Origin of the sequence: Clostridium niameyense (genome assembly GCF_001243045.1) — a bacterium.
In the GTDB taxonomy this organism is placed as follows: domain Bacteria; phylum Bacillota; class Clostridia; order Clostridiales; family Clostridiaceae; genus Clostridium_F; species Clostridium_F niameyense.
Window position 1 is genome coordinate 689,643 of the sequence record NZ_LN849007.1, and the last position, 26,591, is coordinate 716,233.

18 protein-coding genes are annotated in these 26,591 nt (G+C 27.8%); 15 read left to right on the top strand and 3 right to left on the bottom strand.

All coding sequences use genetic code 11. The features are described 5' to 3' along the window. The first annotated feature begins 168 nt into the window (after positions 1–168). The 4 genes from BN1711_RS04230 to BN1711_RS04245 all read left to right on the top strand — a co-directional run bounded on the left by BN1711_RS04230 (position 169) and on the right by BN1711_RS04245 (position 6,223). A complete protein-coding gene (locus BN1711_RS04230; RefSeq protein WP_050606941.1) occupies positions 169–2,124 on the top strand; it encodes a DNA gyrase/topoisomerase IV subunit B in 1,956 nt (651 codons plus the stop codon). Between the two features lie 35 nt (positions 2,125–2,159). Further along, positions 2,160–5,024 (top strand): DNA topoisomerase IV subunit A, encoded by a 2,865-nt coding sequence (locus BN1711_RS04235; protein ID WP_050606942.1) that lies wholly within the window; start codon positions 2,160–2,162, stop codon positions 5,022–5,024. 62 nt (positions 5,025–5,086) lie between these two features. Beyond that, positions 5,087–5,650, top strand: coding sequence for a glycerol-3-phosphate responsive antiterminator (locus tag BN1711_RS04240; RefSeq protein WP_050606943.1), 564 nt, complete (start codon positions 5,087–5,089; stop codon positions 5,648–5,650). A gap of 12 nt (positions 5,651–5,662) precedes the next feature. After that, complete coding sequence (locus tag BN1711_RS04245; protein WP_050606944.1) at positions 5,663–6,223, top strand: DJ-1 family glyoxalase III; 561 nt, start codon at positions 5,663–5,665, stop codon at positions 6,221–6,223. Between the two features lie 44 nt (positions 6,224–6,267). Here the strand turns inward: BN1711_RS04245 and BN1711_RS04250 are convergent, their stop codons facing one another. Then, on the bottom strand, positions 6,268–6,678 hold the full coding sequence (locus BN1711_RS04250) for a GtrA family protein (RefSeq protein WP_050606945.1): 411 nt from the start codon (positions 6,676–6,678) through the stop codon (positions 6,268–6,270). A 152-nt stretch (positions 6,679–6,830) separates the two neighbouring features. Here BN1711_RS04250 and BN1711_RS04255 point away from each other — a divergent pair, with 152 nt between their 5' ends. From BN1711_RS04255 to BN1711_RS04275, 5 genes are all read left to right on the top strand, one after another. Further along, positions 6,831–8,324 (top strand): cell wall-binding repeat-containing protein, encoded by a 1,494-nt coding sequence (locus tag BN1711_RS04255; protein WP_050606946.1) that lies wholly within the window; start codon positions 6,831–6,833, stop codon positions 8,322–8,324. Between the two features lie 164 nt (positions 8,325–8,488). Then, positions 8,489–9,697, top strand: coding sequence for a M16 family metallopeptidase (locus BN1711_RS04260; protein ID WP_082174053.1), 1,209 nt, complete (start codon positions 8,489–8,491; stop codon positions 9,695–9,697). 147 nt (positions 9,698–9,844) lie between these two features. Beyond that, positions 9,845–12,295, top strand: a complete 2,451-nt coding sequence (locus BN1711_RS04265) for a heavy metal translocating P-type ATPase (protein ID WP_050606947.1) — start codon at positions 9,845–9,847, stop codon at positions 12,293–12,295. A 109-nt stretch (positions 12,296–12,404) separates the two neighbouring features. Further along, complete coding sequence (locus tag BN1711_RS04270; RefSeq protein ID WP_050606948.1) at positions 12,405–12,620, top strand: heavy-metal-associated domain-containing protein; 216 nt, start codon at positions 12,405–12,407, stop codon at positions 12,618–12,620. Positions 12,621–12,880: 260 nt separating this feature from the next. Continuing rightward, positions 12,881–14,278, top strand: coding sequence for a thioredoxin-like domain-containing protein (locus BN1711_RS04275; protein WP_050606949.1), 1,398 nt, complete (start codon positions 12,881–12,883; stop codon positions 14,276–14,278). Between the two features lie 127 nt (positions 14,279–14,405). On the opposite strand, the gene BN1711_RS04280 is transcribed toward BN1711_RS04275, so the two are convergent. Together BN1711_RS04280 and BN1711_RS04285 are read right to left on the bottom strand one after the other, a co-directional pair. Then, on the bottom strand, positions 14,406–15,221 hold the full coding sequence (locus tag BN1711_RS04280) for a TIM barrel protein (protein ID WP_050606950.1): 816 nt from the start codon (positions 15,219–15,221) through the stop codon (positions 14,406–14,408). An 81-nt stretch (positions 15,222–15,302) separates the two neighbouring features. Continuing rightward, positions 15,303–16,118 (bottom strand): dimethylarginine dimethylaminohydrolase family protein, encoded by an 816-nt coding sequence (locus tag BN1711_RS04285; protein WP_129582123.1) that lies wholly within the window; start codon positions 16,116–16,118, stop codon positions 15,303–15,305. Between the two features lie 109 nt (positions 16,119–16,227). Here BN1711_RS04285 and recJ point away from each other — a divergent pair, with 109 nt between their 5' ends. The 6 genes from recJ to BN1711_RS04315 all read left to right on the top strand — a co-directional run bounded on the left by recJ (position 16,228) and on the right by BN1711_RS04315 (position 26,516). Then, positions 16,228–18,003, top strand: coding sequence for a single-stranded-DNA-specific exonuclease RecJ (gene recJ, locus BN1711_RS04290; protein WP_050606951.1), 1,776 nt, complete (start codon positions 16,228–16,230; stop codon positions 18,001–18,003). Between the two features lie 49 nt (positions 18,004–18,052). Then, on the top strand, positions 18,053–20,143 hold the full coding sequence (locus BN1711_RS04295) for a PAS domain-containing sensor histidine kinase (RefSeq protein WP_050606952.1): 2,091 nt from the start codon (positions 18,053–18,055) through the stop codon (positions 20,141–20,143). Between the two features lie 23 nt (positions 20,144–20,166). Then, a complete protein-coding gene (locus BN1711_RS04300) occupies positions 20,167–21,240 on the top strand; it encodes an undecaprenyldiphospho-muramoylpentapeptide beta-N-acetylglucosaminyltransferase (protein ID WP_050606953.1) in 1,074 nt (357 codons plus the stop codon). Between the two features lie 460 nt (positions 21,241–21,700). Then, positions 21,701–25,204 (top strand): pyruvate:ferredoxin (flavodoxin) oxidoreductase, encoded by a 3,504-nt coding sequence (gene nifJ, locus BN1711_RS04305; RefSeq protein ID WP_050606954.1) that lies wholly within the window; start codon positions 21,701–21,703, stop codon positions 25,202–25,204. Between the two features lie 203 nt (positions 25,205–25,407). After that, positions 25,408–25,788: a DUF1292 domain-containing protein gene (locus tag BN1711_RS04310; protein WP_050606955.1), complete on the top strand. Its 381-nt coding sequence runs from the start codon at positions 25,408–25,410 to the stop codon at positions 25,786–25,788. 68 nt (positions 25,789–25,856) lie between these two features. Further along, entirely contained in the window at positions 25,857–26,516 is a 660-nt protein-coding gene (locus BN1711_RS04315; protein WP_050606956.1) for an HAD-IB family hydrolase, read from the top strand. Positions 26,517–26,591 lie beyond the last annotated feature (75 nt).

The following is a 26,591-nucleotide window of genomic DNA, read 5'->3' on the forward strand; positions in this document are numbered from 1 at the left end:
TGTTTTTTAAAATTTTTTTTGATATAATCGGAATTGATTTGACTAAAAGTATTATTTGCATTTATTATATAAAAATGAAAATATTAAATTAATAATAGATATAATTAGTATTCGATTACATTAAATGGTAGAATAATAAGAGTTATTATATAAAAATGGAGGTACAGTATGGAGGATAACATAAAAAAGCAGAAGGACTATGATGTAACAAAATTAACATCCCTAGAAAAGTTAGAGCCTGTTAGAATAAGACCAGGTATGTATATAGGTTCCACAGGCTCTAGAGGATTACATCATTGTATATGGGAAATATTAGATAACTCTATTGATGAAATTTCTAATGGTTACGGAAATTGTGCTGAAATTATATTAAATAAAGATAAAAGTGTTACTATAAAGGATAATGGAAGAGGAATACCTACAGGTATACACCCTATAAAAAAGAAATCTGGAGTAGAGATGGTTTTTACAGAGCTTCACACTGGTAGTAAGTTTGATAATTCTGTTTATAAAACATCTGGTGGACTTCATGGTGTAGGGGCATCTGTAGTTAATGCATTATCCGAATGGATGGAAGTGGAAGTTTTTCAAAATGGTAAAATATATAAACAACGATTTGAGTATAATTATGATAAAAATTTAAAAAAATATATGCCAGGGACTCCAGTAACAAAATTAAAGGTTATAGGAAAAACAGAAAATACGGGGACAAAAGTTACCTTTAAACCTGATGCTAGAGTTTTTTCTACTACAGATTTTAAATTTGATATTATAGATGAAAGGCTACAAGAATTGGCCTTCCAAAATAAGGGTATAACACTAAAAATTATAGATAAAAGAGAAGATGAAGAAGTTATAAAAGAATATCATTCAGAGAGAGGACTTTTAGATTTTATAGATTATTTAAATGAAAGTAAAACTCCAATTCATAATCCAGCTGTTTTATTTGAAGGAGAAAAAGAAATCAATTCTATAAAAATGGAAGGGGAAATATGCTTCCAATTTACTAATTCTTCTACAGAAAATATAACTAGTTATGTAAATAATATACCAACTTCAGAGGCTGGAACTCATGAAACTGGCTTTAAAACAGGAATGACCAGAGCCTTTAAAGAAGGAGCTAAAAGATTAAATTTAATAAAAGAAAAAGATAAAGAATTTGATGGTGGAGATTTAAGAGAGGGTATAACTGCTATAGTTAGAATAAAAATAACAAACCCTATATTTGAAGGACAAACAAAAACTAAGTTAGGAAATAATGAAGCTTATACTATGATGAATGAACTTTCTTATACTAAGTTTTTAGAATGGATAGAGGATAATAAAGAAATAGCTACATTAATTATAAATAACGCATTAGATGCGGCCGCTAGAAGAGAAAAGATAAAGAAAATAAATGAGGCAGAAAAGAAAAAAATAGGCAAGGGTACAGCGCCTCTAGCTGGTAAAATAGCAGTATGTACATTAAAAGATTCTACAGTATCTGAATTTTTTATAGTAGAGGGAGATTCAGCGGGAGGTTCTGCAAAACAAGCAAGAGATAGAAAATTTCAAACTATAATGCCTTCTAAGGGTAAGATTATGAATACAGAAAAACAAAAATTAGAGAACGTATTAGGTAGTGAGGAGTTAAAAATATTTAATACAGCTATAGGTACGGGAGTATTAGAAAATTACAATGAAAAAGATTTAAAGTATAATAAAGTAATTGTATTAAGTGATGCAGACGTGGATGGTTACCACATAAGAACCTTATGGATGACTTATATTTATAGATATATGAGACCTTTAATAATGAATGGACATTTATATATAGCAATGCCACCTTTATATAAAGTTTATAAGAATGTTAAAGGACAAGAGAAACTAATATATTGTTATAATGAAGAACAATTATATAAGGCTAAAGCTAAAATTGGAAAAGGAGCTTTAGTTCAAAGATATAAAGGATTGGGAGAGATGAATCCAGAACAACTTTGGGAAACAACTTTAAACCCAGAAACAAGAATACTACAAAAAATAACTATAGAAGATGGAGCAAAAGCCGAAAAGATGGTTTCACTTCTTATGGGTGATGTAGTAGAACCGAGAAAAAAATACTTATATAAATATGCAGAATTTTAAAGCTTATTAGTACACTTAGATATGGAGGATTTACAATGGCTAGAAAGATAAACATTCCTAAAGATAATAATATAATACATATTTCTTTAGAAGAAGCAATGCCTGATAACTATCTACCTTATGCAGTAGAGGTAGCAAAGGAGAGGGCACTTCCAGATGTTAGAGATGGATTAAAACCTGTACAAAGAAGGATATTATATGGATCTTATATGCTTAAGGCTTTTCCAGATAAACCTTATTATAAATCAGCTAGAATTGTAGGAGATATATTAGGTAAATATCATCCACATGGAGATACATCTGTTTATGATGCTATGGTAATATTAGCTCAAAATTTTACTACAAGAATGCCTTTAATAGATGGACATGGTAACTGGGGAAGTCAAGATGGAGATAGTGCAGCAGCTATGCGTTATACAGAAGCAAGACTTACACCTATTGCCATGGAAATTATGAAAGATATAGATAAAGATACTGTTAATATGGTAGATAACTATTCATCTTCAGAAAAGGAGCCAGAAGTACTTCCAGCAAGATTTCCTAATTTATTAGTAAATGGAGCTTTTGGTATAGCTGTAGGGTTAGCCACAAATATTCCACCTCATAATTTAGGGGAAGTTATAGATGGAACTTTAGCTTATATAGATAATAATGAAGTAACAACACAAGAATTAATGCAGTATATAAAAGGCCCGGATCTCCCTACAGGAGGAGTTATAATAGGCAAAAATTCTTTGTTGTCTGCTTATGAAAAGGGAGAAGGAAGAGTTACATTAAGAGCTAAAACTTCTATAGAAAGATTAGAAAATGGTAGACCAGCTATCATAATAACAGAATTTCCATATAGAAAAAGTAAAGCGAGATTACTTCAAATTATATCAGAGATGACAGCAGATAAAAAACATTCAAAAGTTTTAGAAAGTATTTCAGATATAAGGGATGAGTCAGATAGAAAAGGTATTAGAGCAGTTATAGAATTTAAAAAATCTACTGAGGAAGAAATTGTACAAAAGGTTTTAAAATATCTATTTAAAAAGACAGACCTACAAATTAATATCTCCTTCAATATGGTAGCTTTAGCAGAAGGAAAGCCAAAAACATTAGGATTGAAATCAATATTAGTACATTATGTGAATCACCAAAAGGAAGTAGTATTAAGAAGAACAAGAAGACAATTAGAGATAGCTGAAAAAAGATTCCATATAGTAGAAGGTTTTATAAAAGCAATTTCTATAATGGATGAAGTTATAAAAACCATAAGAAGTTCTAAATCTAAAAAACATGCTAAAGAAAATTTGATAAAGGAATATGGATTTACTGAAGTTCAATCAGAAGCTATATTAGAGCTTATGCTTTATAGGCTTACAGGACTGGAAATAGAAATTTTCGAGAAAGAATACAAGGAACTTGAAAAATTAATAAAAAAATTAAATAAGATTTTAAGTAGTGAAAAAGAGTTATTAAAAGTTATTAAAAAAGAACTTTTAGAAATAAAAGAAAAATATAAAGACGAAAGAAGAACAAAAATAATAAAGGATGATGAAAAGGCAAAAATAGATGTAGAGGAAATAATAATAAAAGAAGATGTAGTAGTTACATTATCTAACGAAGGATTTATAAAAAGAACGGCTTTAAAATCTTATAATAGAACTAATTTGGGTGTAGATGATATAGATTATAGAGAAGGGGACTTTAATAGATTTTTAATAGAAGGAAATACAAAAGATACATTGATGATTTTTACTGATAAGGGGAACATGTATCAAACTAAACTTATAAATATACCTGAATATAGATGGAAAGAAAAAGGCGATAGAATAGAAGATTTAATAAAAAATTTAGATTTATCTAAAGAAAATATAATAGATGTATATTCTATAGATGATATAACTTCTCAAAGAGATTTCATATTTATAACTAATAATGGTTACATAAAAAAGACTGCTTTAGATAAATTTAATACTAATTATACTAAAATTATGGCATTAAAATTAAAGAAAGAAGAAACATTAAAAAAAGTAAAATTATTAAATAGAAATAGAGAAGAAGAATTTATAGATATATATACAAAATTAGGACTAAAATTCACCTTAGAAGAACCAAAACTAGAGTCAGTAGATAGAAATATAATCGGATATAAATTATTTGATATGTTACCAGGAGATAGTATAGAAAAAGTAGAGTTGGCTCATGAATATGAATATAAAACATTTTATATAAATATAAAATCTAATGGAAAAATAAGTACTTCTATGCAGCATACTAGATCAAGTATAAGTTTAAAAGCTGATTCTTCTAAGACTATTGCAATATTCGATAATAAAGGAAGGCTATATTATGTAAAGGCTTATATGGTTCAGAATCTAGAAAATGAAACTTTAGATTTATCGAAAATAGTAGGAGAAAAATTAACTATATTAAATGTTCTTTGCGTAGATGATTTTCAAAAAGATATAAGTGTATTTTTCTTTACTAAAAAAGGATTTATAAAGAGAACTAAGTTACGGGATTTAAAAGAGGATGGGTTTTCGAATAATGTTTATAAATTTAAGGAATCAGAAGATATACTAATAAATATTTTATATAAATATGATGAAGAAGATAAAGATGTTTTAATAATAACAAAAAGAGCTATGGGAATAAGATTTAAGGCCAATACTGTAAATGCAATGGGGAAAATTGCCTCTGGTGTTACAGGTATAAGTTTGAAGGAATTTGATGAAGCTGTTTGGGGTTCCTTTATAGAAGATTGTGACAGAAGAATAAATATAGAGACTAAAAACAAAGATAAGAAACAAATTTTTATAGGAAAAATAAAATTGCAAAACAGGGCAGGTATAGGAAATAATTTAATGACATTGGTTTTAAATGACTATGTAAAGCAAATAAAAAAAGATTAATTTTAGAAAATAGTAGTGAAATAAATATAAAATAATATTTTAAGTAAAAAGGAGTTTAATTTATGAATTTATCAGAGATATTTGTAGAAAACCCCATTATAGCCGCCATAAGGTCAGAGAAAGATTTAAAAGAAGTAGTCAAAAGTAGAGCTTATATAGTTTTTGTGTTATTTGGTAATATATTAAATATAAAGGATATATGTAAGAAATTAAAAGAGAGTAATAAAATGGTATTTGTTCATGTAGATATGATAGATGGATTAAAGGGAGACACTCAAGGAATAGAATTTTTAAAGGAAAATGCAGGGTTAGATGGAATAATAAGCACTAAGTCTTCTAATATAAAACATGCAAAAAAATTAAATATTTATGCTATTCAAAGAGTATTTATGATAGACTCTCTTTCTTTAAAAACAGGAGTTAAAAATGTAATGGATAATGCACCTTCAGGTGTTGAAGTTATGCCAGGAGTGGCAAGTAAAATAATAAACAATATGCAAATTGAAATAAAAAAAGTTCCTATTATAGCTGGAGGGCTTATAAAAGAAAAAAAAGATGTGATAGATGCATTATCAGCAGGAGCAGTGGCAATATCTACTACGGCATATGAACTTTGGAATTTATAAGGAGGAATTAATATGAAAAAAGTCATAGTGCTTATGGCACCAGGTTATGAGGAAATAGAGGCTTTAACAGTGGTAGACGTATTAAAAAGAGGAGAAATTTGTTGTGACATATGTTCAGTGTCATCTCATATGGAGGTTAAAAGTAGTAACAATATATTAATTAAATCAGATAAGAAATTCAAAGAAGTGAATTTTGAAGAATATGATGCTTTAATAATACCTGGGGGAATGCCAGGATCTACTAATTTAAGAGATAATGTTGAAATTATAAATTTAGTAAAAGAATTTAATAACAAAAATAAATTAATAGCAGCTATTTGTGCGGGACCTATAGTTTTAGGAAAAGCGGGTGTATTAAAAGATAAAAGAGCTACTTCTTATCCAGGTTTTGAGAAAGAATTAAATTGTAAAGAGTATGTGGAAGAAATAGTAGTTCAGGATTCAAATATAATAACCTCTAGGGGTCCAGCTATAGCCATATATTTTGCTTTTAAAATATTAGAAAATTTAATAGAGGATAAGGAAAAGATAGAAAAAATAAAAAAAGATATGTTGTTACATATGATTAAATAAAATAAAAAATAAAGGTCTTAAATTTTTAAAGACCTTTATTTTTTTTAATTATTTTTAAAAACCAAAAACTTGTTTATTACGAAACTTATGATTCCTGTAGTAATGGAAGCTATAAGTGCAGATATATTTGCCCATAAAACAGATTTTAAATTAAGAAAGTTATGTATAGTTAAATTAGATAAAATAATTCCATTCAATAAAGCTGCAATTCCAACTACAGATATGTATTTAAAATAAGAATTTTCTTTCGAATTAAAAGTAAACTTTTTATTCAAAAAATAACCATTAGTAGAATAAGCACAAAATGAAATAAATTTAAATAAATAATTAATATTTCCTTCATAACAAGTGGTTGAAAACCATAATAAGTTTAATATTCCAAAATCTATTATTATATTAAGTCCACCAATTAAACTATATTTTAAAAATTGCATAAAACTTTTTTTATAAGGCATAAAAATCACCTCAAATATATTTCATAAGAAATCTATTAGTTAAATTATACCATAACAGAAAATATTTTAAATACCCTATAATTTAGTTTAAGTTATGTTATAATTTAAACTAAACTTTATATAAAATTTCAATTAAATTATTGGAGGTAGTTATGAAGAAAAAATTTATATCAATATTAATAGTAATGAGTATGGTAACAATACCTAAAATGGTACAAGCTCAGGAAAAAGTAGATGTAAACAGATTATATGGAAGAGACAGATATGAAACATCTATTGCTATAAGTAATGAATTTATTAGTGAACATGGAGAAATAAGTTCTGTTATATTAGCAAATGGAGATAATTTTCCAGATGCATTATCAGGTACAACTCTTTGTAAAAAATATAAGGCACCTATGCTTTTAATAAACCAATATAGTAAAAGTAAAGTATTAAATTATATATATAAAAATTTGAAACCTGGTAATACGATATATATTTTAGGATCAGAAGCAGTTGTAGATAAGGAAATAGCTAACGAATTAAAGGCTAAAAATTATAAAATAAAAAGATTAGCAGGAGATAATAGATTTGGAACTAATAAGGCTATTGTTGATGAAATGAATGTAGGTGTAGGAAGACCAGTATTTATTTGTAATGGTTATGGTTATGCAGATGCATTGTCAGCATCACCAATAGCTGGAGCCAAGGGAGTTCCTATAATCTTAGTAAATCAAAATAATATTTCGCAAGAAGTTAGAGATGAAATTAAAAAATTAAAACCTAATAAATTTTATATTATTGGAAGTGAAGGTGTAGTTTCAGACAAAAACGTTCAAGAACTATTAAAGCTTTCAGATAATTCCACATATGTTAGAATTGGTGGAGCTAATAGATATGAGACATCAGAAAAGGTAAATAATTATTTTAATTTAAATAACCAGTTAAGATTATCTATTGCAGATGGAAGAAATTATCCAGATGCATTATCAGGAGCAGGGCTTGCGTCTATTAGAAATAATGCAATTAAATTAGTATCACCAAATGAAGATAATGGTGTATTAGGTAATAACACAAGATCATTAGATGTATTTGGAGGCGAGTCAGTAGTTTCTAATTCTATAGTAGAAAAAATGATTAATAACAAATCAGTATCAGCTTCAAAGCCAAGTAGTGTACCATCAGTAAGTAATAAACCATCAACACCATCAGTAGTTAAACCAACTGCAAATAACAAATTAAATGAAGCTTATAAAAATGTCGTTACTAAGAGGATGGTTCAATTAGTTAATGAACTTAGAGCATCAAAAGGAGTACAACCACTTAAAGAAGTTGAAGTTTTAAATACATTAGCAGAAAATCGTTCAATTTATATGGCAAAAACCGGAGAATTTTCTCATGAGGATTCACGAGGTAATTTTATATTTAAACAAGATTTAGAAAAAGCAAATTACCGTTGGAATTTTGTGGGAGAAAATATAGTTCAAAATTACTATAATGAAGATCCAAACAAATTAGCAGAAGCTTTATTTACTCAATGGAAAAACTCACCTGGACATTACAAAAATATGATAAGTAGTAACTTTAATCAAATAGGATTCGGAATAGCAATTGCAAAAGACGGTAAACTTTATGGAACCCAAGGTTTTGTAGGAATTAGATAAATTTAAAAATTTGAATGTAAATTAATAAAAAAATATATAAAAAATATGTGGCATATGGTTTTTAATTTATTAAGACCTTATATGCCACATATTTATTTTTAAGGAGGATAAATCTAGACTTTTTTAAGATCTTTGAGTTATTCTATAATTAAAGGAGGTATAAAATGGATAAAATAATTTTAAAAAATGGAATGACGTTTTTATATAAAAAAAATACAGGAAATATAACTTCTTTATGTATAGGATTCAATGCTGGTGCATTGGAGGAAAATGAGTTTAGTTTTGGAACTGCTCATGCTGTAGAACATATGGTGTCTAAAGGTACTTTAAAAAGAAGTGAACAAGAGATAAATAATCTAGCAGATAGTATATTCGGATTTGAAAATGCTATGACTAACTATCCTTATGTAGTGTACTATGGAAGCTTATTGAAAGAGGATTTTGAAAAAGCTTTAGATTTTTATTCAGATATGCTTATAAATCCTGCCTTTAATGAACAGGCATTTAAAGAAGAAATGGAGATAATTTTGGAAGAACTAAAGGAATGGAAAGAAGATAATTATCAATATTGTGAAGATACTCTTTTAAAAAATGTTTTTAAAAAGCAAAGAATAAAAGAGTTAATTATAGGAAATGAAAAAAGTGTTAAAAATATAAAGCTAATAGAAGTAAAGGAATTTTATTATAAGTATTATACTCCGAAGAACTGCGTAATATCTGTAGTATCTTCCATAGAAATAGATGTTATAGAATCTTTAATTGAAAAATATTTCAAAGACTTCAAAAGAGAATTTAATGATTTACAGAAAGTAAATTATGAAAAAACTAATTCTAATAAATATATAAATTATAAAAAGGGAATAGAAGGAGCAAAAATACTGTATTCCTGTGCTATAGAAGATCTGAATAAAAAAGAGATAGAAGCTTTAAAAATTTTTAATGAAGAATTTGGATGTGGTACAAGTAGTATGTTATTTAATGAGATAAGAACTAAAAGGTCATTAGCTTATGATGTTGGAAGCTTAGTTAAAAATGAAAGAGGAATAAAACTATTTAATTTTTATGTAAGCACTTCAAAAGATAAAGTAGATGTAGTACTAAAAACTTTAGAAGATTTAATAGAAGATGCAAAAAATATAAATGGATATTTTACTCAAGATAAAATAGAATCTATAGTAAAAAATATAAAATTAAAAGTGGGAATAAGACATGAAAGTTCTATAAGGTTAGCTATGGATATGACAGTTTATGAGCTTATGTATAAAAGTAATATAGATAATGAATTTGAATATATTAAAAAAATTAATGAACAATATATAAAAGGAGTAATATCTAAGGTTTTAGAAAAAAGGAATATCCAAATTCTTAAATAATCATAGATTTATTTTTATATTATAGATTTTATTTATATGAGATTTTAATTTTATATTTGAAAATTTAAATATTAAGATATATATGTTATACTGTTACTGTAAATGAAAATCTTTATCGTTTAAACACATATAAAAGGAGAAGATATTATGGAAAAAGTTCTTAAAATAGGAGGAATGAGTTGTGCAGCTTGTGCCAAGGCTGTAGAGAGAGCTTCAAGAAAAGTTGAAGGTGTAGTTGATGCAAATTTAAATTTTGCATCAGAAAAACTTTATATAAAATATAATGAAGATGAAACTTCATTAGAAGATATAATAAAAGCTATAGAAAAAGCAGGATACTCTGCTAAAGAAGATATAGAGGTTAAGGAAGCTATTATATCTATAGGAGGAATGAGCTGCGCAGCTTGTGCTAAAGCCGTAGAAAGATCTGTCAAAAAGGTTACAGGGGTTATGGAAGGCAATGTAAATTTTGCAACAGAAAAACTAAATATTAAATATGATGGAGAAAAAACTAGGCTTTCTATTATAAAGGAAGCAATAAGGAAAGCTGGTTACGAGGCTTTAGAACAAGAAAAAGTAAGTATAGATAAAGACAGAGAAAGAAAGGAAAAAGAACAAAAGCAAATATTATGTAATTTTATATTATCATCTATATTTGCAGTACCATTGCTTGTAATATCTATGGGACATATGATGGGTATGCCATTACCTAAAATTATAAGTCAACATCATAATCCATTAAATTTTGCAGTAATGTTATTTCTTTTAACCATACCATCATTATATGCAGGAAGAAAATTTTATAAGGTAGGTTTCAAGTCTTTATTTAAGGGAAATCCCAATATGGATTCTTTAGTGGCCATAGGAACTTTAGCAGCAGAACTTTATGGTATATTTGCAATAGTTCAAATAGCTAATGGAAATGTACGCTATGCTCATGAATTATATTTTGAATCTGCATCAACCATAATAACTCTTATATTATTGGGAAAATATTTGGAGGCTAAAACAAAAGGAAAAACTTCAGAAGCTATAAAAAAATTAGTAGGACTTACGCCTAAAAAAGCTACAATGCTTCAAGAAGGAAAAGAAATTGAAATAGATGTAGAAGAAGTAGAAAAAGATGATATTATAATTGTAAAACCAGGAGAAAAAATACCAGTAGATGGAATAGTGGTAGATGGAGATACTTCTGTAGATGAATCTATGTTAACTGGTGAAAGCATTCCTATAGAAAAAAAAGTAGGAAATAAAGTATATGGTGCTACTATTAACAAAAATGGTAGAATAAAATTTAAGGCTACAAAAGTTGGAAAGGACACAGCTTTAGCACAAATAATAGAATTAGTAGAAAAAGCTCAAGGTTCTAAAGCAGATATTGCAAGGCTCGCAGATATAATAGCAGGATATTTTGTTCCTACAGTAATAATAATAGCAATAGTTTCTTCTATAGCTTGGGCTTTAGCAGGAAAGGACTTAATATTTTGTTTAACTATTTTTATATCTATATTAGTAATAGCTTGCCCATGTGCATTAGGATTAGCTACACCTACAGCTATAATGGTTGGTTCAGGAAAAGGTGCCGAATACGGTGTTCTTATGAAAAGTGGAGAAGCACTGGAAACAGCTCATAGAGTAAATACTATAGTTTTTGATAAGACAGGTACTATTACGGAAGGTAAGCCTAAGGTTACAGATATAGTTACATCAAAAGATATTACTAAAGATTATTTAATAAAATTAGCAGCTTCAGGAGAAAAAGCTTCAGAACATCCTTTAAGTGAGGCTATAGTAAATTATGCTACAGAAAATAATATAGAAGTTTTAGACATAGAGAAGTTTAAGGCAATACCAGGTTATGGTATTGAGGTTAATATAGAAGGAAGAAGAATACTTTTAGGAAATAGAAGGCTTATGGAAGAAGAAAATATATCTATAAAAGATTTTATAGATACTTCAAAGAAATTTGCTGAAGAAGGAAAAACTCCTATTTATATTGGTTCGCATAATAAATTTTTAGGTATTATAGCTGTAGCAGATGTAGTTAAGGCTAATAGTGAAAAGGCTTTAAAAAGGCTCCATAAAATGGGGATAAAAACAGTTATGCTTACAGGTGATAATAAAAAGACAGCAGAAGCTATTGCAAAACAAGTAGGAATAGATATGGTTTTAGCAGAGGTTCTTCCAGAGGATAAATCTAATGAAATAAAAAAACTTCAAAGTAGTGGAGAAAAAGTAGCTATGGTAGGAGATGGAATAAATGATGCTCCAGCTTTGGTGCAAGCAGATGTAGGTATAGCTATAGGATCAGGCACAGATGTAGCTATAGAATCTGCAGATATAATACTTATGAGAAATGATATACTTGATGTGGTAACAGCAGTTCAATTAAGTACTGCCACTATAAAAAATATAAAGGAAAATTTATTTTGGGCATTTGGATATAACAGTATAGGCATTCCAATAGCTGCAGGAGTTTTAACTTTCTTCAATGGTCCATTATTAAACCCTATGATTGCAGCAGCAGCTATGAGTTTTAGTTCTGTATCTGTACTTTTAAATGCTTTACGTTTAAAAAATTTTAAAAGGGAGTATTAATGGTTTATGTAAATTAAAATTATATTAAAGCTTATAAATAACTAATATATAAATTAAAATAGTATCTTATATATTTTTTATAAAAAGATACATAAAGGAGTGGTATTAAATGAAAAAGAAAATATTAATAGAAGGTATGAGTTGTTCTCATTGTGTAGCACATGTTAAGGAAGCATTACAAGAACTTAAGGGAATGAAATCTATAGATGTAGATTTATCTTCTAAGATAGCTTTAGTAGAAACAGATGGAGAAATAAAAGATGAAAGTATAAAAGAAGCTATAGAAGATTTTGGATATGAAGTAGTTAAAATAGAAACTTTATAATAATAAATTAAATAATTATATTATAAAAATATTAAAAAACTAAGGAATTTTCAAGCTTAAAAAGGGAATTTCTTAGTTTTTTAATAATAAAATTTTAGCCTTTCTTGTAAAAATGTTTGAAAATTATTATAATTAAATAAAATATAATAATAATTTGTATAAATATATATTAAACATATTATAAGCATATATATTATTAAATAAATGTTATAAATGTTTTTGGAGGGGGGCATAAGAGGATTTATAATATCCTTGAAGCTATGAAAAATATATATGATAAGTACAAAAAAATTAGGGTTCATGCACCGAATTTTCCAAGAAATACAGAATGGCTTGGAACAGAGAAGACTAATATAGATAGACTAAAAAATCAAATAATACTTTTAGATTTTTGGACATTTTGTTGTATAAATTGTATTCATGTAATGAAAGACTTAGCTTATTTAGAGGAAAAGTATAAAAATAAGCTTCAGGTTATAGGAGTACATTCGCCAAAATTTAAATATGAAAAAAATAATAAAGCCATATTAAACTCTATATATAAATATAATATAAATCATCCCGTTGTAAACGATAAAAATAGAGTTATATGGGATAGTTATACGGTAAATGCGTGGCCAACTTTTGTGCTAATAGACCCAGAAGGATATGCCTTTGCCATGCTATCAGGAGAAGGTAATAGAGATATTTTAGATGAAATAATAGGAGATACTATAAAACATTATGAAGGAAAAATACAATGGGCAGAAAATAATTTAACTATAAATAAAGAAAAACCAAAGGGAGAATATATATATCCATCTAAAATATCAATAAATGAAAATGGAGATATAGCATTTTCAGAAAAGGGAAGAAATAGAATTATTGTAACTAATAATAACTTAGAAGTTAAAATTGTTATTGGAAATGGTAATTATGGACTTGAAGACGGTGATTTTAAAAAAGCAGAATTTAAGGCACCAGAAGGGGTGAAATTTGTAGGGGATAAAATTTATGTAGCTGATACTGAAAACCATGTTATAAGACAATGTGATTTAGAAACACAAAAGGTAACTGTACTAATAGGTAATGGAGAAAAAGAATATAATCCAATAGCTAAAGGAAATGCCTTAAATACAAGTTTAAATTCTCCTTGGGATATAGAAGTAATCAATGAAGATATGTATATAGCCATGGCAGGAAATCATCAAATATGGAAGTATAATATGAAAGATAAAACAGTTCAAAGTTATATAGGTACAGGTGGAGAAAATATAAGGGATGGAAGCTTTGATAAATGTATATTAGCACAAACTACATCTTTATGTTATGATGGGGAAAATAAATTATATTTTACAGATTCAGAAACTAGCTCCATAAGATATGTGGACTTAAAAGAAAATAAAGTAAAAACTCTTATAGGAAAAGGTTTATTTGAATTTGGAAGTAAAGTAGGGAAATTTAAAGATGCATTACTTCAACATCCTTTATCAGTTGCTTATAAAGATAATGTAGTATATATTTCTGATAGCTTTAATAATAGAATATTAAAAGCAGACCTAGAAAAGGAAAAAGTTTCTATACTTAAAAGAGGATTAGAAGAACCTTCAGGATTAGATGTATACAATGGGAAAGTATATGTTTGTGATACTAATAGAGGAAAAATAGTTATTGTTTAGAAATAATAACTTAAAATTGTAGTTATAAAACGCATAAAAAATAATATGTGGTTTTAAAGGTATTTAGTTAATTAAAAAATTTTAAGTTTACATACCTTTATATCCCACATATTATTTTTAAAATTTTCTATTTATAATAATAATTTTTAAGAAGAAGAGCATCTTTTTCAAGGATAGGACTTTCACAAACTATGCATCCTTTTATATCAAAATCCTTAAAGGCCTTAAGGCATGCTTTATAGTTAAAGTCACTTTCCTCAAAAGGAAGATGATTTCTTTCTCCTTTTGGACTATAGTGTATTCCAGACATATGAATGTGCATATCTGAAAGAGCGTTCTCTCCTAATTCTTTTCCTATGTAGTCTAAAATTTTATAGAAATCTTCATATTTTTTTAGACTCCCATTGTACCTTGCATGGATATGAGAAAAATCTATGCAAGGTTTACAAGTTTTTACCTGTTTGCATAGGGAGACAATCTCTTCTAAAGATCCAAATTGAGTTTCTTTCCCTGTAGTTTCAAGTCTATAGTCTATGCCTAAGTCTGGCAATTTCTTTAGATTTTCTAATATGGTTAAAAAAGTTTCTTCTTTAGAATCTTTTAGATAAAACCCAGGATGAAATACTAAACTTTTTCCATGCACTTTTTTTAAACCCTCTGCACCTTTTACTATTCTTTCTATAGACTTTTCTTGTTTTTCTAACTCATCCGCATTTAAATTTATAAAGTAAGATCCATGGGCAGATAAGTAAAAATTATTTAAATACTTTTGATTTAAAATACTATCTTTATTTTTATCTGTAACATTTACAGAACGTACAAATGGAAGTTCCATTGAATCTAATCCAATATTATTTAAATATTCTATACCTGTTTTATAAGTAAATTTAGTTTCACCGTTTCCACGGGGAAGTCCTGATATTCCAAATAATAGTCTATCCATAAAAGCACCACCTATCTTAAATTTATACTTTTATGTTTATGTTATCAGTTTTTTTATTAAACTACAATAAAATGCATAAAGTTAGCTTCTTAATAAAGGTAGAGTGCTACAGGTAAAACTTCCACCCCCTTTTATTATTTCACTATAATCAGAATAGATAGCATTAAAGCCATTATCCTTTAAAGTATTATATACAATTTTATTACTAGTTATAATGTTTTTGTTTCCTAAAGCTATAACATTAGTTCCTAAATTATCTGCAGTTTCTTTGTTAATAAATATGGTATTTTTAATATATCGTTTTATTTTATCTATATCATAAACATAATTTGAAATAATGCAAGTATCTTTATCAATTATATTGAATACACAATCTAAATGAAGTTTGTGATTGTCAAAATTTATAGGTACTACTTTAACATTTATATTATTCTCTTCTAGAATCCTTTGAAGTTCATTGCAAGATTCTATTTTTGTTCTTGAACTAATTCCTACAAATACCACATCGTTATATAAAATAACATCTCCGCCTTCTATATTATTTTGCATTTTATGGTACTTAATGTTATATTTTTTAAGAAAACATTCTATAATAATACTTTCTTTCATTCTCTCTTTATTTTTAAGTTTACACATAAAAAATGTATCTTTTATGACAAAGCCAATATCCCTAGAATATACTTGAGATGGGCAATCAGATATTTGATCTAAAAATTGAACTTTAACATTTTTGTCAATGAGTATATTTATAAAATTATTATACTGATGAAACATTAAATCAAAATTTATATGATCTTTATAGGGATTATTGTTATCTGTAATTTTATAATTACAAGGATAACACATTAAACAATAGGATAGTTTATCATATTGATTATTTAAAAAAATTTCCAACATAAATCACCTCTAATTGTTATTTTTTCTATGAATTTATAAATTATACTAACCATATAATACCTACGAATTTTAATAAAATTATTATATAATGTAGAAAGGAGTGATTGTGTTGAAAAAGAAATGGATGTTAAGAAGAAAAAGTGTAAATATAAATGCCCTTTGTGAAGCCACAGGTATAAGTGAGACCATTGCTACTGTTCTAGTAAATAGAGAAATATATAAATTACAGGATATAGAGGAGTTTTTGCACCCTTGTATAGAAAATATGTATGAATCTTTTCTTATGAAGGATATGGATAAGGGTACGGAAATTATAAAAAAATCCATATTAGAACATAAAAAAATAGTAGTTTATGGAGATTATGATGCAGACGGGGTTACTAGTACATTAATATTATATAAGGCATTAAAAGATTGCGGAGCTAAAGTAGGTTATTATGTTCCTAATAGGGAAACTGAAGGCTATGGCATGTGTAGTGAGAGAGTTGAAAAATTAAAGGAGCAAGGAGCAGAAGTTATTTTAACTTGTGATAATGGTATATCTGCTATAGAGCCTATAAATTTAGCAAAAGATTTAGGAATGATAGTAGTAGTTACAGATCATCACGAGTTACCTTTCATTGAAGATGAAAATGGAGAGAGGGAATATATTTTGCCTAAAGCAGATGCTGTTATAAATCCTAAGCAAAAACAATGCAACTATCCTTTCAAAATGCTTTGTGGAGCAGGTATAGCATTAAAGTTTGCCAAGGTTATTTATGAAAAAATGAATAACAATCCAGATAAGTATTTAGAACTTTTGCAATTTGCGGCTATAGGTACTATATGTGATGTGGTAGATTTAAAAGATGAGAATAGAATAATAGCTAAACTAGGATTAGAGGCTATAAATCATACTAATAACATAGGATTAAGAGCACTTATAAAAGAAACAGGATTAGAGGGTAAAAGTATAAATTCATATAATATAGGTTTTATAATAGGACCTTGTATAAATGCTACCGGAAGATTAGATACGGCAGCTTTATCAATAGAATTATTTTTAAGTGAAGATGAAAAAGAGGCAGAAAAATTGGCTAGGGAATTAAAAGAACTTAATGCTAAAAGGCAACAAATGACTACAGAAAGTGTAGAGGAAATAATAAATTTAATAGAGAATTCTGATTTGAAAAATAATAAAGTTATTGTAGTGTATAAAGAGGATATACATGAAAGTATAGCCGGAATAGTTGCTGGAAGAATAAAGGAATTATACAATGTTCCAACTATAGTTATAACTAAAGGAAAAGACATGCCTAAAGGCTCAGCAAGATCCATTGATAAATATAATTTATTTGAAGAGCTTATGAAATGTAAAGAACTTATATGCAAATTTGGTGGACATCCTATGGCAGCAGGACTTACTATAGAAGAAAAAAATATAAAATTATTGAGAGAAGCATTAAATAAAAATTGTACATTGAAGGAAGAGGATTTTATTCCTAAAATAAGAATAGACAAAAGAGTTAGACTAAAAGATGTAGATATAAATTTAGTAAATGAATTAAAACTTTTAGAACCTTTTGGAAAAGAAAATACTTCACCCGTATTAGCAGAAAAAAATATAAGGGTAGAAGGAATAAAGATATTGGGGAAAGATGAAAATACACTGAAATTAATATGTAAAGTGGAAGACACTAATAGAAGGATAGATGCGTTAGGATTTGGAAGGGGTAAGGAGTTTAAAGAAGAAATTAGAAAAATATATAAAGAGGATTATGAGGAAGTTATGGAAAACCCTTTAAGAAAACCACTTATGGTAGATATTGTATATTATCCATTATTAAATGAATATAAAGGGTATATTACAACTCAAATAAAAATAATAGATTACAGAATAAGCTAATATAATATTTTTAAATGAAGTCAATTCACACTTAAATAGGGGGACATAAATGGAAAGAAATAAGGATTTTTTATTGGAAAATATAGATATTGTACTTACTAAAGTTATGGACGCAATCCCTTATTTTTCTTACATAATAGATTCAAAAGGTAATATTCTATATATAAATAAAAAAGGTAAAATGATATTAAATAATATAAACGAAAAGTGGTATGTAAATATATTTGATTATATTAAAGAAAAAAAAGTATATTTTATGAACAATGAAAGAGTAACAAAGGATAATTTCCCAGTGCTTAAAACCTTAAGAGAAAAAAAAGAAGTAAAGGAATGTATTCTAATTGTAGAGGAATGGAAAAATGGAACTGCTTATTTAAAATTATCATCCACTCCTTTAGAGGAGAAAGGGAAGTTTATTGGTTCACTTATAAGTTTAATAGATGTTACAGAAGAATACATAAGTAGAAAAAATATAGAAAGAGATAAGGAAAAGCTTTTAGATATATCAAATGAATTAAAAAATAAGTGTAGTTTAATAGAAGTCCTAAGAAAGAAAGAATTAAAGCATATAAAGTATTTAAGAGATATTATTAATAATGTGTCAGAGGGCGTAATAGTATTTGATAGCCGGGGAAATTTAAGTTTATATAACAAATCCTTAAGAGAAATTTTAGATATACAGACTAATGAGATAAACATACCAGAAAAAATACTATATAAATATAAAATTTATAGAATAGATGAATGTGGAGAGTCTGAGAGGGAAATTAAATCTGTAAACATTAATTTTAGAAAATCTGTAATAAATAATATTTTAAAATTAGTAAACAAAAAGGATAATACCATAAAATATATACAATACAGTCAAATACCTGTAATGGGAAAAAAGAACAAGATAGAATATACTATAGGTACTATAAAAGATATAACTAATTTAAAAAAGCATCAGATTAAATTAGAAGGAGGAGTAAATTTTATAAAAAATGTAGTGGATTATTTAGAAGTGCCTATAGCAGTATTAGAATACCCAAGTCTTACATATTCCCTTGTAAATAAAAAATATGAAGAAGTAGTAGGAAAATTTTATAATAGACAGTTACATAATATATTAATAAATAAGCATATATTAGAAATTTTTACGGAAGAAGAATTTAAAGAACAATTATATATTTTAAATAATGTTATAGAAAAAGAACAAAGTGGATATACTTTTCCACCTAAAAAGTTAATAGATGATATGGGTGAGGAGAGATTTTACAAGTTTAAGTACATATATCATAAAAATCCTAAGAACATAGAAAGAATATATATACATGGTGCGGATATAACAGAAGAATTAAAAAATAATATGGAGCTTAAAAAAATAACAAAATTGAAAGACGAATTCTTTACAGTTGTATCTCATGAGCTTAGAACACCTCTTACCATAATATATTCATCTTTGCAATTAGCTTATGATATTTATAATAAGGAGATAACACCTAATATAGATAAAATATTAAAGAGAATAAATCAAAATGAAGCAAGGCTTTTAAAGCTTATAAATAATATATTAGATATTTCCAAAGCAGAAGCAGGATTTTTAACATTAGATAATAGTAAATTTGATATTGTGCATGAAACGGAAAACATGGTAAATTCGGTAATAAGTTATGCTGACATGAAAAACATTAAATTAATTTTTGATACTAGTGAAGAAGAGGCAGAAGTAATTTTAGATAAAGAAAAATATGAAAGAATATTATTAAATCTTTTATCGAATGCTATAAAATTTACTCCGAAGAATAAATCTATATATGTAAAGTTAGTAATTTATAAAGATAATTTTAAACTTATAGTTCAGGATGAGGGTATAGGAATACCAGAAGATAAAATATATGCTATATTTGATAGGTTTATTCAGATAAATAGTTCTTTATCAAGATGTGCAGAAGGAACAGGAATAGGATTAGCATTAGTAAAAAAAATAGTGGAATGTATGCACGGAAAAATAAGAGTTTATAGCAATATAGAAAAAGGTACTATTTTTGAAGTTTATTTAAAAAGAAGTCTTAAAGATTGTAACAAAATAAATAAAAATACTGTTATACAAAATGATATAAAAAGTAAAATAAATATAGAGTTTTCAGATATAAATTAGTAGAGGAAAGGGGTATATAAATTTTGAAGAAGATTATAATGACAGGCGGAGGATCAGCAGGCCATGTTACTCCAAATTTAGCTTTGGCACCAGAACTTAAAAGATTGGGTTATGAAATTAAATATATAGGAAGTATAGATGGAATAGAAAGAAAAATTATAGAAAAAGAAGGAATAGAATATTATCCTATAGCTAGTGGAAAGTTAAGAAGATATTTTGATTTAAAGAATTTTTCAGATCCATTTAAAGTAATAAAAGGAATATTTCAAGCAAAGAAAATAATTAAAAAAGAAAATCCAGATATTGTTTTTTCAAAAGGTGGATTTGTATCTGTGCCAGTGGTTATAGGAGCACATATGAATAAAGTACCAGTAATTGCTCATGAATCAGATATTACTCCAGGTCTTGCAAACAAAATAGCTACACCTTACTGTACAAAGGTTTGTGCTACGTTCCCAGAGTCTTTAAAATATATAAAGGAAAATAAAGGTGTTCTTACAGGAACTCCAATAAGAGAAGAACTATTAAGAGGAAGTAAAATAAAGGGAAAAAGAATATGTGGATTTATAGATGATAAACCTATAGTTTTAATAATTGGTGGAAGCCTAGGCTCAAAGTTTATTAATGAAATTATAAGAAAAAATCTACAGGAATTATTAAAAAAATTTAATATAGTACACATCTGTGGAAAATCTAATTTGGATGAAAATTTAGAAAATAGAAAGGGATATGTACAATTTGAATATGTAAATGATGAGCTTTGCCATATATTAGAAGCAGCAGATCTAGTTATATCAAGGGCAGGTGCTAATGTAATATTTGAGCTTCTAGCTTTAAAAAAACCCAATATTTTGATTCCTCTATCTAAAAAATCTAGTAGGGGAGATCAAATATTAAATGCAGCATCTTTTGAAAAAAGTGGCTACAGCATAGTAATTCAGGAGGATGATTTAAAAGATAAAATTCTTATAGATAAAATATATGAGCTATATGAAAAGAGGAGTATTTATATTAATAATATGGAAAATAGCAATATAGATAATGGTGTATTTAATATAATAAAGCTAATAAAAAAATATACAAATAAAACTAAATAATGAACATACATAAGTATATACTTTCAAAATTTAAAAAACACAGTATTTTAACAATATATTTTATTAACAAAAAATATAGTCAACAAAAAACTAAAGGAAAAATCTTTTAAAATATACCATTGAATTTATTTATGTAAGTATTATAATATAGATGAAAAGATTATAGTATAAATAAAAATTTATTATGTTAACTTTAGTGGTCATACCACTTGTAAATTTTTCTTGAAAACTGTTTATAGGTGATGTTATATTAAGTTTAATAGTACAATTCAATGTAATTAATAGAGAATGTTATTTAAAATAAATTTTTTACTAATAAACATCTATTTGTGTACAAACAGTAATAAAAAATTTACATTTGTAATCTTTTACTGTATATTAAAATAAGTAATATGTTAATAAATTTTGCGGAATAATTCCGTAAATTTTGAAATAAAAAAGGGAAAGAAGGGAATTTTCTATGAGAAGAATGAAAACTATGGATGGTAATACTGCCGCAGCATATATATCATATGCATTTACAGATGTAGCAGCTATCTACCCAATAACCCCATCATCACCAATGGCAGAACATGTTGATGAATGGGTATCTCAAGGAAAGAAAAATATATTTGGTCAAGAAGTAAAGGTTATGGAAATGCAATCAGAAGCAGGAGCATCTGGTGCAGTTCACGGTTCATTACAAGCAGGTGCATTAACAACTACTTATACTGCATCACAAGGTCTTTTACTTATGATTCCTAATATGTATAAAATTGCTGGTGAACTTTTACCAGGAGTATTTCATGTAAGTGCTAGAGCGTTAGCAGCTAACTCTTTAAACATATTTGGAGATCATCAAGACGTAATGGCAGCAAGACAAACAGGATTTGCTCTATTAGCTGAAAGTAGTGTACAACAAGTTATGGATTTATCATCAGTTGCTCACTTAGCAGCAATCAAAGGAAGAGTTCCTTTCTTAAACTTCTTTGATGGATTTAGAACTTCTCATGAAATTCAAAAAATAGAAGTTTTAGAATATGATGAATTAGAAAAATTAGTTGATATGGATTCAGTTAAAGCTTTCAGAAGAAGCGGCTTAAATCCAGATCATCCAGCAATAAGAGGTACAGCTCAAAATCCAGATATATACTTCCAAGAAAGAGAAGTATCAAATGAATACTACAATAAACTTCCTGATATGGTTGAAGAATACATGGGTAAGATTTCTGAAATTACAGGAAGAGAATATCACTTATTCAACTACTATGGTGCAAAAGATGCAGATAGATTAATAGTTGCTATGGGTTCAGTTTGTGAAACAATTAAAGAAACTATCGATTACTTAACAGAAAAAGGAGAAAAAGTAGGTCTATTAGAAGTTCACTTATACAGACCATTCTCATTAGATCACTTCTTCAAATATATACCAAAGACAGTTAAGAAAATAGCTGTTTTAGATAGAACAAAAGAACCAGGATCAGCTGGAGAGCCATTATATTTAGATGTTAAGAATGCATTCTACGGTAAAGAATGGCAACCACTTATAGTTGGAGGAAGATACGGATTAGGTTCAAAAGAAACATTCCCAGCTAATATAACTAGCGTATTTGATAACTTAAAGAAAGAAGAACCAAAAGACGGATTTACAATTGGTATAGTAGATGACGTTACAAATACATCATTAGAAATCGGAGAACATATAAACACAACAGCTAAGGGAACTACTGAGTGTAAGTTCTGGGGATTAGGTTCAGATGGTACTGTTGGAGCTAACAAGAGTGCTATCAAAATCATAGGTGACCACACAGATATGTATGCACAAGGATATTTTGCATATGATTCTAAAAAATCTGGTGGTGTAACAATTTCACACTTAAGATTTGGTAAAGAACCAATAAGATCACCATACTTAATAACAGAAGCAGACTTTATTGCTTGTCATAACCAATCTTACGTTTATAAATATAACGTATTAGATGGATTAAAGAAAGGCGGTAATTTCTTATTAAATACAATCTGGACTCCAGAAGAAATAGATGAAAAATTACCTGCTGAAATGAAAAGATATATTGCTAAAAATGGAATTCAATTCTATACAATAAATGCAGTAAAGATAGCTCAAGAAATAGGTCTTGGCGGAAGAATAAATATGATATGTCAAGCTGCTTTCTTCAAGCTTTCAAACATAATTCCAGTAGAAGACGCAGTAAAATACTTAAAAGATGCAGTTGTTACTAACTATGGTAGAAAAGGACAAAAAATTGTTGATATGAACAATGCTGCTATAGATAAAGGTATAGATGCTCTTGTTAAGATAGAAATACCATCTTCATGGAAAGATGCAGTAGAAGAAAAAGTAGAAGAAAAAGAAGCTCCAGCATTTGTTAAGAATATATTAGAACCAATGAATAGACAAGAAGGAGACAAACTTCCAGTAAGTACTTTCAAAGGTATGGAAGACGGTACATTCCCATCAGGAACAGCAGCTTACGAAAAGAGAGGAATAGCTATAAGTGTTCCAGAATGGCAAATGGATAAATGTATCCAATGTAACCAATGTGCATATGTATGTCCACATGCAGTTATAAGACCAACACTTTTAACAGATGAAGAAGTTAAGAATGCTCCAGAAGGATTTAATGCAAAACCAGCTGTTGGAGCTAAAGGATTAAACTTCAGAATAACTATAAGCCCATTGGATTGTACAGGATGCGGAAGTTGTGCAGAAGTATGTCCAGCTAAGGAAAAAGCATTAATAATGAAACCAGCTGCAACTCAAGAAAAAGAAGCTATTAATTGGGAATATGCAGAAAAATTAGCACCAAAAGCTAACCCAATGAACAAGAAATCAGTAAAGGGTAGCCAATTTGAAAAACCATTATTAGAGTTCTCAGGAGCTTGTGCAGGTTGTGGAGAAACTCCATATGCAAAACTTGTAACTCAATTATTTGGTGACAGAATGATGGTAGCTAATGCTACAGGATGTTCATCAATTTGGGGAGCATCAGCACCTTCAATGCCTTATACTAAGAATCATAGAGGACATGGTCCAGCTTGGGCTAACTCATTATTTGAAGATAATGCTGAATTTGGTCTTGGAATGTACCTAGGTGTTAAACAAATAAGAGAAAAAGTAGCTGATGATATAGCAGCTGCTATGGAAACTTCTATAAGTGAAGAGTTAAAGGCTGCTCTAAAAGATTGGTTTGATAACAAAGACTTAGGAGAAGGTTCAAGAGAAAGAGCTGACAAAGTTATAGAAATATTAGAAAATGAAAAAGGAAACAATGAGCTATTAAATGCAATTTATGAAAATAAAGATTTCTTAGTAAAGAGATCTCAATGGATCTTCGGTGGAGACGGATGGGCATATGACATCGGATATGGCGGATTAGATCACGTTCTTGCATCAGGAGAAGATGTAAATGTACTTGTATTTGATACAGAAGTTTACTCAAATACAGGTGGTCAATCATCAAAAGCTACTCCAACTGCAGCTATAGCTAAGTTTGCAGCATCAGGTAAGAAGACTAAGAAGAAAGATCTTGGAATGATGGCTATGAGCTATGGTTATGTATATGTAGCACAAATAGCTATGGGCGCTGACAAGAATCAAACATTAAAAGCAATAGCTGAGGCTGAAGCTTATGATGGACCATCATTAATAATAGCTTATGCTCCATGCATAAACCACGGATTAAAAGTTGGAATGGGATGCAGCCAATTAGAAGAAAAGAAAGCTGTTGAATCAGGATATTGGTCATTATATAGATTTAATCCAGTATTAGGAGAAGAAGGAAAGAATCCATTCTCATTAGATTCTAAGGAGCCAAAATCAAGCTTCAAAGAATTCTTAATGGGTGAAGTAAGATATGCATCACTTGCTAAACAATTCCCAGACCAAGCAGAAAAATTATTTGATAAGACAGAAAAAGATGCTAAAGAAAGATTAGAAAACTATAAGAGATTAGCAGATAGATAATATATAATAAGAAGTAACCCGTAAGCCATGCTTATGGGTTACTTTTTATGTTGTTTTTTTATAAATAGGAGATAAAAAGCTGGTTTTTATTTATAAGTTTTAACTTTTACAAAAAATCTCTTTTAAAAATCACGAATTAAGGGTACAATTATAACATAACGCAAAAGGAGGTGAAAATCCTGGAACTAGTACCAGGAGATTTTATGAAAGATGAAATGAATAAATGTGGCTGCGGTTGTGATGAAGAATTAGAACAAGAAACTTGCGGTTGTTGCTCAGATGAACATAGTGAAGGTTGCGGTTGTTCTTCAGATGATCATGATGAAAGTTGTGGTTGTTGCGGAGGACACGATGCAGAAGAAGGAATATTCGTAGATTTACAAGACGAAGAAGGTAATGAGGTTACTTGCCAAGTAATAGATGAATTTGATTACGAAGAAAAAACATATGCATTAGTTCAAAATCCAAATAATAATTCAGTATATTTATTTAGGGAAGAGATTGATGGCGAAGAAGTACAACTTATAAATCCAGTAGATGATGAATTTGAAAAAGTAACAAAATACTACGAAAACTTAGAATAGTTATATGATAAGCCCTGCAATTTCTTGCAGGGCTTTAAAATATTTAATAAAATTAAAGAGGTGTTAGTATGGAAAAGAATAATAAATTAGAAAAACTAGCAATATTTGATGTAGACTATACACTTACAAAACAAGAAACACTTATACAATTTTATAAATTTATGTTAAGGAAGAATCCTTTTCTTATAAAACATATACCTAAAATACTAATATCCGGTATATTATATGGATTTAAGATATTAGAGGCGGGAAAAGCCAAAGAAATATTCATAGGTTTTATAGATGGTATAACAGAAGAAGATATGCAAAATTATGTTAAGGAATTTTATAAAAATAAGTTAAGTAAAATATTATATAAAGATGCCATAGATACCATGAGGAAATTAAAACGTAATGGATTTAAAGTATACTTAATTTCAGCTTCAGCAGAGTTTTATTTAAATGAACTTTACAATATAAAAGAAGTAGACAAAATAATAGGTACTAAATTTACAGTAGAAGATGGTTATTATAATAGAAAAATGAAAGGTGAAAATTGTAAAGGTGAGGAAAAGGTAAAAAGGCTTAAAGAAGTTTTAAAAGAAGAAAATATAGATGTGGATTTTAAAGCATCTTATATGTTTTCAGATTCACTTGCAGATTTACCTCTATTTAAATTAGTTGGACACCCATATCTTATAAATTCCAGAAAAAAATATAATAACATAAAAGTACTAAAATGGAGATAATATATTAAAAAAATTTTATTATTGTACTATAATTAATATTAAAAGAGTTAATTATACAAAAAATTATATATTAAG